Below are 12,671 nucleotides of genomic sequence, written 5' to 3' on the forward strand. Positions count from 1 at the left end.
GCGGACTGCGCCGTGCCCGCCGCCGCGACCGCCGTACGGTCAGCTGCGCGGAGGCAGCGGGGGGCGGGAGCGGTCGGGGCGGTCGGAGAGGTCCGGCGGGCAGGCGGCGGGGTGCTGGGAGAGCAGGGTCAGCGCGGTGCGGACGGCGACGTCGAGCTGGCCGTGCCGCCCTTCCGCCCAGTCCAACGGGGTGCGCAGGCTCTCGATGTCGGGGGCCACCCCCTGGTTCTCGATCGACCATCCGTAGGCGTCGAACCACGCGGCGTTCATCGGGACGGTGATGACTGTCCCGTCGCCGAGCCGGTGTCGGCCGGTCATGCCGACGACGCCGCCCCAGGTGCGCAGGCCCACGACCGGGCCGAGGCCCAGCAGTTTGAACGCGGCGGTGATCATGTCGCCGTCGGAGGACGTCGCCTCGTCCGCGACGGCGACGATCGGTCCGCGGGGGGCGTTGCCGGTGTACGAGACGGGCTGGGCGTTGCGGGTGATGTCCCAGCCCAGGACGGTGCGGGTCAGCTTCTCGATGACCAGTTCGCTGATGTTTCCGCCGGCGTTGCCGCGGACGTCGACGATCAGCGCGTCATAGGCGACTTCCTTGCGTAGGTCGCGATTGAACTGCGCCCAACCGGAGCCGCCCAGGTCGGGGATGTGCAGGTAGCCGCACCGGCCGCCGCTGAGGTGCCGTACGACCTTGCGGCGCCTTGCGACCCAGTGCTGGTAGCGCAGAGGTCGATCATCGATTAGCGGAACGATGGCGACGCGGCGCGGCGGGCCGCCGCCGGGCGGGCGGAAGGTCAGCTCCACCGTGGTGCCGCCCGCACCGGCCAGCAGCGGGAAAGGACCCGATTGCGGGTCCACCGGGCGGCCGTCGACGTGGGTGAGGACGGCCCCCTCGCGGATGCCGGTGCCCGCGAGCGGGGAACGTGCCTTGGAGTCCGAGGATTCGCCCGGCAGGATGCGGACGACCGTCCATGTGCCGTCCTTGTTGTGCTGGAAGTCGGCGCCGAGCAGACCGATGGGGCGCTGGTAGTGCGGCGGGCCCTCGTTGCGGCGGGCGGCGGCGACGTACGCGTGGGACGTGCCCAGCTCGCCGAGGACCTCGCGCAGGAGGTCGGCGAACTCGTCGGGCGTGGCGACGCGGTCCACCAGCGGCCGGTACTGGTCGAGGACGGCGGGCCAGTCCACGCCGCACATGTCAGGCGCCCAGAAGTAGTCGCGGATCAGGCGGCCCGCCTCGGCGTAGGACTGCCGCCATTCCGCGCCGGGTTCGACCTCGTGCAGGATGCGGCGCATGTCGACGTAGACGGTCGTTTCGTCGTCGCCGCGCTCGTTGGCGGGCAGGACCGCCAGCTCGCCCTCGTCGTAGACGGCCAGGCGGCGGCCGTCTCCGCTGACGGCGTACCAGTCCATGTGCCGGACCAGTTCGGTCTTCTTGGACTTCCCGAGACTGTAGAACTCCAGGGTGGGGCGCGCCGACGGGTCCGTCGGGTTGACGAAGGTCTCGCCCAGGGCGCCGGAGATGGGCCAGCGCAGCCAGACCAGGCCGCCCTGCACCGGTTCGAGCGAGGAGTACTTCGAGGCCGGCACGGGGAAGGGCGTCACCCTGTCCGACAGGCCCTCGGCCTCCACGACGACGGGGCCGTCGCTGTCGCCGCCGCTCTCGCCGGGGTCAAGGCCGCCGCCGACCGGTTCGCCGTCGATGGGGAGCGCGAAGGGCGACGGTGTCGCCGAGTTGAGCGGGACGAGATACGGGCGGCAGCCGAGAGGGAACGACAGGTCGCCGGTGTGGACGTCGTACACCGGGTCGAAGCCGCGCCAGGAGAGAAACGCGAGGTAACGGCCGTCGCGGGTGAAGACCGGCTGCTCGTCCTCGAATCGGCCGTTGGTGACGTCGATGATCGTGCTGTCGGACAGTCGGGCGATCTTGACGGAACGCAGCGAGCGGCCGACACCGGGATGCGACCAGGTCAGCCAGGCCGAGTCGGGGGAGAAGGCGAGGTCGCGCACCGGGCCGTTGGTGGAGCGGATGAGCTCGGTCACCGTTCCGGCGGGCGGCCGGGGCTCTTCGGCGACGTCGCCGATGTCGTCGTAGTCGGACGGACCCTCGCCGGCGCCGGTGGCCACCAGCAGCAGGCGGCCGTCGTGCGAGGCGACGGCGAGCGTGCCGCCGTCCGGGGCCGACACCAACTCGAGGACGCGGCCGAGGCGGCCCACGGCCATGCGAGTCGTGGCCGTGCCCGGCTCGTCCACGGGCGGCAGGGCGCCGTCGTGGCCGCCGCCGGTGGCGGGCACGAGGACGCCGTCGACGTAGGCCACCCGGGTGGAGCCCCTTCTGACCGTATGGCTATCGATTGGCGATGTGTGGTCATCGTCTGTGGTCGTTCGATCGTCGTCTCCCGCCGTGCGCGACGGTGCGCCGGCCACCGGGACGGTGTCCGGCGCCGTGCCGACGGGTTCGGGCGCGGTGAGCGCGGCGGCCACGTCGGCTGCCGATTCGGGGCCGCGGCTGAGCGCGCGGGAGGCGCGGCCGGGGAGCGGGGCCAGCTCGATGCCGTCCTCTCCCTCGGCGTCCGTGACGTAGCCGACCAGACCGGTGTCGCCCAGCATCTCCGGCAGCCGGACGCGTGCGCCGGCGGTGTCGGCCACGGTGCGGGCAGGGCCGTCGCGGTGGGTGAGCCAGTACAGGCTGCCGCGGACGCACACCGCACTGGCGCGGCCCGGGCCGTCGACGGCAAGACCGTTGATGTTCGACGCCGCGGGCACCTGGTACGGGCGGCGGCCGCTGCGGGCGCCGCCGAGGCGGATGTCCAGGCGGCGCGGTTCGGCTCCCTCGCCGAGGTCGTCCACCAGCCACAGGGCGCCGGCGCACTGGTAGACGACGCGTTGGCCGTCGGTGGCGGCGTTGCGGGCGTAGAAGTCGGCGTGGTCGGTGTGGCGGCGCAGGCCGGTGCCGTCGGGCAGGCAGGAGTAGAGGTTGCCGATGCCTTCGTGGTCGGAGAGGAAGGCGATGCGGCCGCCGACGAACATCGGGGAGGCGAGGTGCCCGTCGATGTCCGGCACCAGGCGCTCGCCGTGCAGCCACAGCCGCCCCGTCGCCCCGCCGCGGTAGCGCTTCCAGGCGTGCGGCTCGTGCGGCGGCGTGCCGGTGAGCAGCAGGGTACGGCGTTCCGTGCCGTCGCCCTCCGCGGCGGGCCCGTCGTGGACGGCGATGTCCGAGACCGGTCCCCAGGGCAGCGGGCCGCCCGGGCCGCCGTCCACCGGCACGCTGTGTGCCCAGGTGAAGTAGGAGAAGGCCTGGCCGTGCGACGACACCGCGAGGACGTGGCCGTCCGGGGTCCAGGAGCACACGCGCGTGTCGGTGCTGCCCCAGTAGGTGAGCCGACGTGAGGTGCCGCCGTCGGACGGCACCAGATGCACCTCGGGGTCCAGACTGCGCCAGGTGGTGAAGGCGATAATCGATCCGTCGGGGGACAGCCGGGGCGGGCCGACGCGGGTGCGGTCGGCGGTCACCCGCCAGGCGCGGCCGGGGGGACCGCCCGGCGGGCCGAGCGGGGCGACCCAGATGTCGTCCTCCGCGGCGAAGCAGAGCATGTCGCCGTGCAGATGCGGAAACCGTAGGTACGCGCCGTCGCTCACCTCATCTATGGTTCGGGGCGGCTCCGCGGGCAGCAACTTTTCACCTCGGTGCGCCCCCGGAGTGCGTCATCGCGCCGGGCGACCGCCGGGGTACGGTCCGATGGGCATGCGCTGGGTGGCCCGATGGTCCGGTGGTCGGACGATCGTTCCGTTCGGTGGTCGGCGAGACGCGAGGAGGTGTGTGTGGAGGCCGGAACCATCGCTACGCCGCGGCTGACGCTGCTGCCGCTGGCACCGCATCACGCGGAGGAGATGGCCGAGGTGCTGGCGGACCGGCGGCTGCACGAATTCATCGGGGGAGTACCGCTGAGCGCTGATCGATTGCGGGTGCGGTACGAGCGGCTGGCGGCCGGGTCGGGGGACGCGGAGGTCGTCTGGTGCAACTGGGTGGTGCGGCTGGAGTCGGCGGGCCGCCTGACCGGAACGGTGCAGGCGACGATCACCGGCGAGCGGGCCGAGGTCGCCTGGGTGGTGGGAACGGCCTGGCAGGGGCAGGGCATCGCGAAGGAGGCGGCGCACGGTCTGGTGGAATGGCTGCGCGGGAAGGGGGTGACGACGGTGGTGGCGCATGTTCACCCGGAGCACGCGGCGTCCGCGGCGGTGGCGGCAGCGGTCGGGCTCGTCGCCACCGGTGAGCGGCAGGACGGTGAGGTCAGATGGCAGTCGGACATCCGATGAACGGACCGGGTGCCGTGGCCGGTCGACGGCGTTCCCGCGGCGGTCGGAATGCGGGCGTGACGTTGCGGTGTCGCCGGTCGGGTGCCGCTGGTCGGGTGCCGCTGGTCGGCGGTGGCGCGTCCTGAGGGAATCGACAGTCGGTGGGCGTCGGTCGACTATCGAGAGCAGGGGGAACATCGGATGAACCGTGCGGTTGCGCAGGGGTGCTGACCGGGCGGGCGGGGCTCGCGTAACGTGCATTACCGCCGAGTAGGTCGGTGGCAGCGGGCGTGTGGAGCAGGAGGCGGGCGGATGGCGCTGGACGCGGACGTCGTAGTGGTGGGCGCGGGTCTGGCGGGGCTGGTGGCCACCGCCGAGCTGGCCGACGCGGGGCGGAAGGTGATCCTGGTCGACCAGGAACCGGAGGCGTCGCTCGGGGGACAGGCGTTCTGGTCGTTCGGTGGACTGTTCTTCGTGGATTCGCCCGAGCAGCGCCGTATGCGCATCAGGGACAGCAGGGACCTGGCGCTCCAGGACTGGCTCGGCACCGCCGGTTTCGACCGCCCCGAGGACCACTGGCCGCGGCAGTGGGCCGAGGCGTACGTGGATTTCGCGGCCGGCGAGAAGCGGGCGTGGCTGCACGGGCAGGGGCTGCGCATCTTCCCCGTCGTCGGGTGGGCCGAGCGGGGTGGTTTCCTGGCCACCGGTCCGGGGAATTCGGTGCCGCGTTTCCACATCACGTGGGGTACGGGCCCCGGCGTCGTGGAGCCGTTCGAGCGGCGGGTGCGCGAGGCCGTCGCGCGTGGCCGGGTGGAGCTGCGTTTCCGGCACCGGGTGACGGGGCTGACGACGACGGACGGCGCCGTCGACGGGGTGACCGGTGAGGTGCTGGTGCCGAGCGATGCGGAGCGCGGCACGGCGAGTTCGCGTGAGGTCGCGGGTGATTTCGCGTTCAGGGCGCAAGCCGTGGTCGTCACCAGCGGAGGCATCGGCGGCAACCACGAGCTGGTGCGCACGGCCTGGCCGGAGCGGCTCGGCACGCCGCCGAAGAAGCTGCTGTCGGGGGTGCCCGCGCATGTGGACGGCCTGATGCTGGGCATTGCGGGCTCCGCGGGCGGGTCGCTGATCAACGGCGACCGCATGTGGCATTACACCGAGGGGATCGAGAACTGGAACCCGATCTGGGCCCGGCACGGCATCCGCATCCTGCCGGGACCCTCGTCGCTCTGGCTGGACGCGACCGGCCAGCGGCTTCCCGTGCCGTATTTCCCCGGGTTCGACACGCTCGGGACGCTTGAGCACATCATGAGGACCGGTCATGAATACACATGGTTCGTCCTCACGCAGAAGATTATCGAGAAGGAATTCGCGCTGTCGGGCTCGGAGCAGAACCCGGACCTCACGGGGCGCAGCGTGCGCGACGTGCTGAAGCGGGTGCTGCCCGGCGCGCCCGGGCCAGTGGAGGCCTTCAAGCGCAACGGCGTGGACTTCGTGGTCGAGCGCGAACTCGGCGCCCTGGTGCGCGGCATGAACGCGCTCACCGGCGAGGACCTGGTGCAGGAGGACGCGCTGCGCCGGGAGATCGAGGCCCGGGACCGGGAAATCGCCAACACCTACACCAAAGACTTGCAGGTCACGGCCATTCGCGGGGCGCGCAACTACATCGGCGACAAGCTGATCCGCACCGCCTCGCCGCACCGGCTGCTGGATCCGAAGGCGGGACCGCTGATCGCCGTGCGGCTGAACATCCTCACCAGGAAATCGCTCGGCGGGCTGGAGACGGACCTCGACGGGCGCGTTCTCGCCCCGCCGGCCGATTCCGGGCCCGGCGGGGGTACGGGTGGCGCAGGCGGGCGCGGCGAGCCGCTGCGTGGGCTGTACGCGGCAGGCGAGGCGGCCGGGTTCGGCGGCGGCGGGGTGCACGGCTACCGGTCGCTGGAGGGGACGTTCCTGGGCGGATGTATGTTCTCCGGTCGCGCGGCGGGCAGGGCGGCGGCCGCGGCAACCGCGTAACGACGCCTCCCGTACGCCGCACGTACTCCCCGCGCGTCCCCGCCGTGCTCGCGGGCGTACCCGTCCACGTACCCCCGTCGCGCCGTCCGACACCGCGGTTCGGCGCCGGCGTTCCGGCGCGGCAATGTGCCGCGCCGGAGGGCTGCCCGGCACATTGCCGCGCCCCTCTTGTCACCTGACGGTCCTTCGGGCCGCGAACGCGCCGGGACGCACGGTGGGCGGAAGGGCGCGTGCGGCGTCTCGTGCGGCGTGGCGCTGACCCGCGTGACCTGCGTGGACAGGGGGTCCGAGGGGCAACGGCGCCCGGACGTGCGCGCCTTGTCGTGCTTCAAGCATTGACAGGAGCAGGAGGGCTCCGCACTATGGGAGCGCTCCCACGTTAAGAGCGTGTAACCGAAACAAGAATCACAGCACCACCTCCCATGGCCTCTCGAAGCCCTTTCGAAAGGCCCATCCCCCCTATGGAGGTTGTTCGCACATGGCAGTCCCGATTGTCCGACGCAGAACTGCGGCCCTTGCCGCGGGTCTGATGGTCATTGCCTCCGGCGGTATCGCCGCCGCGCTGAACTCCCCGTCCGCGGCGGCCGCCACAGCCGGCTGCTCGGTCGACTACAGCCTCAACGACTGGGGCAGCGGGTTCACCGCGTCCGTGACCGTCACCAACACCGGCCCCGCGGTCACCAGCTGGAACCTCGGCTGGACCTTCGCCGGCAACCAGAAGGTCTCCTCGGGCTGGAACGCCACCATCACCCAGTCGGGTGCGGCCGTCAACGCCGCGAGCCTGTCGTACAACGGGGCGATCGCGACCGGCGGGACGACGAACTTCGGCTTCCAGGGTACGTACACCGGTACGAACGCCAAGCCGACGTCGTTCACGCTGAACGGCGTCACCTGCGGTGGCACCGGTGCCACCACCGGCGGTTCGACGGGCGGCACCACGCCTCCCACCACGCCGCCGACGACCCCGCCGACCACGCCTCCGACCACTCCGCCCACCACCCCGCCGACCTCGCAGCCGCCCGGTCAGAAGGTGGACAACCCCTACGTCGGGGCCAAGGGCTACGTCAACTCCGAGTGGTCCGCCCAGGCCGCTGCGGACGGCGGCCAGGCCATCGCCAAGCAGTCGACCGCCGTGTGGCTCGACCGGATCGCCGCGATCAACGGCGTGAACGGCGGGATGGGCCTGAAGGCGCACCTGGACGCGGCCGTCCAGCAGGCCGCGGGACAGCCGCTGACGATCGAGCTCGTGATCTACGACCTGCCGGGCCGCGACTGCTCCGCGCTGGCCTCCAACGGTGAACTCGGCCCGACGGACATCGCCAAGTACGAGACCGACTACATCGACCCGATCACCGCGCTCGAGGGCAGCTCCGCATACTCCAACCTGCGCATCGTCAACATCATCGAGCCCGACTCGCTGCCCAACCTGGTCACCAACGCGGGCGGCACCGCCGGTTCGACGGACGCTTGCGCGACGATGAAGGCGAACGGCAACTACGAGAAGGGCGTCAGCTACGCCCTCTCGAAGCTGGGTGCCCTCGGCAACACCTACAACTACATCGACGCCGGCCACCACGCCTGGCTGGGCTGGGACAGCAACCTCGGCCCGTCCGCCCAGGAGTTCTACAAGGTCGCGACGTCCAACGGCGCCAGCCTGTCCGACGTCCAGGGCTTCATCGTCAACACGGCGAACTACAGCGCCACCGTTGAGCCCAACTTCAAGGTGACGGACAACGTCAACGGCACCACCGTGCGCCAGTCGAAGTGGGTCGACTGGAACAACTACGTGGACGAGCAGTCGTACGCGGTCGGCCTGCGCAACCAGCTGATCTCCGACGGCTTCCCGTCCAGCATCGGCATGCTGATCGACACCGGCCGCAACGGCTGGGGCGGCAGTGCCCGTCCCACCGGCCCGGGCGCGACGACCAGCGTGGACACCTACGTCGACGGCGGCCGCATCGACCGGCGCATCCACGCCGGCAACTGGTGCAACCAGTCCGGTTCGGGCATCGGAGCGCGGCCGACGGCCGCTCCCGCGACCAACATCGACGCCTACGTGTGGATCAAGCCGCCGGGTGAGTCCGACGGTGCGAGCCAGGCCGTCAGCAACGACGAGGGCAAGGGCTTCGACCAGATGTGCGACCCGACCTACGGCGGCAACGCGCGCAACGGCAACAACCCGACGGGTGCGCTGCCCAACGCTCCTCTGGCGGGCCACTGGTTCTCGGCCGAGTTCCACCAGCTGATCGCCAACGCATACCCGCCGCTCTCGTAAGCGACAGCAGCCGATAGCGGATCCCCCCACCGGGCCCGTAACGGGGCCGCATCCGGGTCACCAGACCCGGACCGCGGTCCCGGTACGGGCCCGCCGCCGTTCCCCGGCCCCGGCCTCCGCGTTCCGTCCCCCCGCGGCCGGCTGTCGTACCCCTCGTGCACCATGGAGGGACGCGACAGCAGCAGCGGACACAGCCGCCCCACCGGGCGGCGGCGGCCCGGCGGAGAGGAGGCGGCCGATGGACGGCATCGAGGTGCACGGGGTGGTGGAGCCCGGTTACGAGCAGGTACGCGCCGCCTTCGCGGGGAATTTCGACCGGCGCGGCGACCGCGGCGCGGCGGTTGCGGTCTACCGGCAGGGGCGCCGCGTCGTCGACCTGTGGGCCGGTACGGCAACCCCCGGCGGCGGCGGGCCGTGGCGCGAGGAGACGGCCCAGACGGTGCGGTCGGCCACCAAGGGCGTGGCCGCGGCCTGTCTGCTGCTGCTCCACCAGCGCGGCCAGCTCGACCTGGACGCGCCCGTGGGTGCGTACTGGCCGGCTTTCAAGGCCCGCGGCAAGGAGCGGGTGACGGTACGCGACGTGCTGGCGCACCGGGCGGGAGTCCCCGCGCTGGACGAGCCGCTGACCCCGCAGCAGGCGCTCGACGGGGCGTCGGGGCCGCGCGCGGTGGCCGCCCAGCAGCCGCTCTTCACGCCCGGCCGGGAGCACGGCTACCACGCGCAGACCTTCAGCTGGCTCACCGGCGAGCTGGTGCTGCGTGCCTCGGGGCGGACGATCGGTCGCTTCACGGCGGAGGAGATAGCCCGGCCGCTGGGCCTGGACCTGTGGATAGGCCTGCCGGACGAACGGGCGGGGCAGGTCGGCGCGATCGCCGACGTCGCGGCCCCCGAACCGGCCGTGTCCGGGGTGCTGCGCAGCCGGCCCAAGCGCTCCGTGCACGATGCGTACGCCGACCCGGCCTCGCTCACCCGGCGCGCCTTCGCCGCGATCACGCCGCTGCCCGACGAGAACGACCCGGCATATCGCGCCGGCGAGCTGGCGGCCTCCGGCGGCATCGCCACCGCCCGGTCGCTCGCGCGCTTCTACGCGGCGCTGGTGGGCGAGGTGGACGGCGGGCCCCGGCTGTTCGCGCCCGCGACGGTGACGGCGGCCAGGACGCCGGAGTCGGACGGGCCCGACCGGGTGCTGGTCGTCAACACCCTCTTCGGTCTCGGCTACATGCTGCACGGCCCGGCCGCCCCCATGCTCGGCCCCGGTTCCTTCGGCCACCCGGGCCGCGGCGGCAGCCTGGCCTTCGCGGACCCGGACACCGGCACCGGCTTCGGCTACGTCACCAACGGCATGCAGCGCAACGTCACCGCCGACCCCCGCGCACAGGCTCTGGTCAGGGCGCTCAGGGAGTGCATACGCTGACCGCATGGGCGGACGCTTCGAGTCGTACGGTGTGATCGTCACGGGCGGCGCGCGCGGCATCGGGGAGGCGACGGCGCGCCGGGGTTCGCCGCCGAGGGCGCCGGGGTGCTGATCGCCGACATCGACGCGGAGGCCGCGGAGGCGACCGCGGCCGCCATCCGCGCCGCGGGCGGCAGGGCCGAGGGGCGCGGCTGCGACGTTGCCGACCGCAAGGCCGTGGACGCGGCGGTGACCCGCGCGGTGGACGCCTTCGGGACGCTGGACGTGCTCGTCAACAACGCCTACCGGTGCGCCGAGCACCGCGGAGCCTTCGAGGACGAGGACGACGAGGACTGGCGGCTCGACCTCGACGTCACGCTGGTCGGCGCGATGCGCTGCACCCGCGCGGCGCTGCCGCACCTGGCCGCCGCGCCCGGCCGGCGCGGGGCGGTGGTCAACGTCGGCTCGGTCAACGGCCTCGCCTACTTCGGCAACCACTCCTACAGCGCCGCAAAGGCCGGGCTGATGTCGCTGACCCGCACCCTTGCGGTGCAGTCGGCGCCGCGCGGGGTGCGCGTCAACCTCGTCGCTCCCGGCACCGTCCGGACCCCGGCCTGGGCGGGCCGCGAGTCGGTGGTCGACGCCGCGGCGCCGCTCTACCCGCTCGGCAGGGTCGGCGAACCCGCGGACGTCGCGGGCGCGGTCACCTTCCTCGCATCGTCCGACGCGGCCTGGATCACCGGGGTGACGCTGCCGGTGGACGGCGGCATCCTGATCAGCAACCCCGGCTTCGCGGCGGCCGTCGAGGCCGCCGAGGCGGTGGACGCGGTCCAGCCGCTCGGGCCGCGGCGCGCCTCGGGCCGAGGGACGGCCGGCACCGGGACACGGGGCGTAGGGACACCGCCGTAGGGCGAAGGTCCGGGTGGCGGGGCGGCGCCGGACCGCCGAGGATGCGGGGATGACGACCCCGCCGTTCGACGTCGGCGCCTTCCTCGGCCGGCCGCTGACCGCCCGGGCGGCGACAGACAGGCCGACGGTGCGGCCGGTGCGGTTCCTGTGGGAGGAAAGCGCCTTCCGGGTGCTCACCCGGCCGTCGACCCTGCTCCACCGGCGCGTCGCGCCGGATCCGCGGATCGCGCTGGTGGAGGTGTGCGACATCGCGACCGGCGTCGTCCGCCGGGCCGCAGCCCGGGGGCGGGCCGAGCCGGCGCCTTTCGACGTGCCGCGCGGGCGCCGCGAGTCGTCCGCTACCTGGCGCGTACAGGTCGCGTGGGCACGCGCGCTTCGTCCACTGCCTGCGCGGCGACCCGGCCCAGCACGGCACGGTGTGGCCGCGCACGACGCCGTCGTCGCTGACCGCGCGTGAACTGAGCCACGTGTCCGCCGGTGGAGATGCCTGACCAGCGGGGAGGCCCAGCTGCCTGGCTGTCCGTCCGGACGCGGCGGCCGGGAAGCTCATGAGGTTGTCATTCGTAGCACGAACTATTATGGTTCGTATTACGAATGATGATCTCCTATCGATTATGGGGTACTGATCATGAGCAGCACCGTGGTGGTCGTCGGCGGCGGGTACGGCGGGTCGAGTGTCGCCAAGGCGCTGGACGCGGAGGGCGGCGTGGATGTCGTCCTCGTGGAGCCGAAGGATGCGTTCGTGCACGCGGCCGGGTCGCTCCGGGCACTGGTGAAGCCGGAGTGGGCGGGGAACATTTTCTTTCCGTACGACGGGCTGATGGCGCGCGGGCGGGTGGTGCGCGATCGGGTAGCGGCTGTCGACGGCGACGGGCGCGGGGTCACGCTCGCGGGTGGCGGGCGGATCGATGCGGACTACGTCGTGCTGGCCAGCGGGTCGGACTACCCGTTTCCGGCGAAGAGTGACAGCGACGCCGCCGTGGAGGCGCTCGACCGGTTGCGGCTGGCGCACAAGGAACTGTCGGCGGCCGGGCGCGTGCTGATCACCGGCGCGGGGCCGGTCGGGCTGGAGCTGGCGGGGGAGATCGCCGCCGTGTGGCCCGGCAAGCGGATCACCCTGCTCGACCCGGCGGACGAGGTCATGCCGTCCTTCGCGCCCGAGCTGCGGGCCGAGCTGCGCCGCCAGCTCACCGCCCTGGGCGTGGAGTTGCGGCTCGGCGCCGCGCTCGCCGCGCAGCCGGCGACGCCCGCCGGGCAGGTAGGCGCGTTCGCCGTGGCCACCACGGCGGGGGACACGATCGAGGCGGACATCTGGTTCCGCTGCCACGGGGTGCGGGTGAACGGCGGCTACCTCACCGGCAGCCTGGACGCCGGCGCGTTGACCGAGCGCGGGCAGGTGCGGGTGACCGCGACCCTCCAGGTGCGCGGCCACGAGCGGCTGTACGCGCTCGGCGACCTCACCGACCTCGCCGAGGCCAAGATGGCGGGCTACGCGATGAAGCACGCCGCGGTCGTGGCCGCCAACGTCGCCGCCCAGGTGCGCGGCGAGCGGCCCGCCGCGACGTACACGCCCTCGCCGGTGCCCTCGGTGCTGCTGCCGCTCGGGCCGAACGGCGGTGTCGGCCAGGTGCCCGCCGAGGAGCCCGACAGCCCGCCCACGCTGCTGCCCGCCTCCGCCGTCGCCGAGTACAAGGGCGCGGACCTCTTCACCGGCCGCTTCGCCGAGCTGTTCGGCACCGCCTGAGTCCGTGCGGGTCGCAGAGCGGCCGGAGCCCCGTCCCGTACCCC

7 protein-coding genes and 1 pseudogene are annotated in these 12,671 nt (G+C 73.0%); 7 read left to right on the forward strand and 1 reads right to left on the reverse strand.

The features are described from left to right. Positions 1-39 precede the first annotated feature (39 nt). A complete protein-coding gene (locus IH54_RS0108135) occupies positions 40-3,591 on the reverse strand; it encodes a S41 family peptidase (protein WP_078862036.1) in 3,552 nt (1,183 codons plus the stop codon). A 228-nt stretch (positions 3,592-3,819) separates the two neighbouring features. On the opposite strand from IH54_RS0108135, the gene IH54_RS0108140 reads away from it, so the two are divergent. From IH54_RS0108140 to IH54_RS0108170, 7 genes and pseudogenes are all read left to right on the forward strand, one after another. After that, the gene (locus tag IH54_RS0108140) at positions 3,820-4,314 is read left to right on the forward strand and encodes a GNAT family N-acetyltransferase (RefSeq protein ID WP_234343407.1); all 495 of its coding nucleotides are present in this window, start codon (positions 3,820-3,822) and stop codon (positions 4,312-4,314) included. 291 nt (positions 4,315-4,605) lie between these two features. Further along, positions 4,606-6,306: an FAD-binding dehydrogenase gene (locus IH54_RS0108145; RefSeq protein WP_031514328.1), complete on the forward strand. Its 1,701-nt coding sequence runs from the start codon at positions 4,606-4,608 to the stop codon at positions 6,304-6,306. 478 nt (positions 6,307-6,784) lie between these two features. After that, a complete protein-coding gene (locus IH54_RS0108150) occupies positions 6,785-8,581 on the forward strand; it encodes a glycoside hydrolase family 6 protein (RefSeq protein ID WP_107060125.1) in 1,797 nt (598 codons plus the stop codon). Positions 8,582-8,819: 238 nt separating this feature from the next. After that, positions 8,820-9,995 carry a serine hydrolase domain-containing protein gene (locus IH54_RS0108155; RefSeq protein ID WP_031514332.1) on the forward strand — a complete coding sequence of 392 codons (1,176 nt, stop codon included), beginning with the start codon at positions 8,820-8,822 and terminating at the stop codon, positions 9,993-9,995. Positions 9,996-9,999: 4 nt separating this feature from the next. Beyond that, positions 10,000-10,883: pseudogene (locus IH54_RS39475) on the forward strand (SDR family NAD(P)-dependent oxidoreductase). Between the two features lie 49 nt (positions 10,884-10,932). Next, positions 10,933-11,340: a pyridoxamine 5'-phosphate oxidase family protein gene (locus IH54_RS39480; protein WP_234343409.1), complete on the forward strand. Its 408-nt coding sequence runs from the start codon at positions 10,933-10,935 to the stop codon at positions 11,338-11,340. 171 nt (positions 11,341-11,511) lie between these two features. After that, a complete protein-coding gene (locus IH54_RS0108170) occupies positions 11,512-12,627 on the forward strand; it encodes an NAD(P)/FAD-dependent oxidoreductase (protein ID WP_031514335.1) in 1,116 nt (371 codons plus the stop codon). The last annotated feature ends 44 nt before the right edge of the window (positions 12,628-12,671 follow it).

The organism is Streptomyces sp. NRRL F-5123, assembly GCF_000721495.1.
Classification (GTDB): Bacteria; Actinomycetota; Actinomycetes; order Streptomycetales; family Streptomycetaceae; genus Actinacidiphila.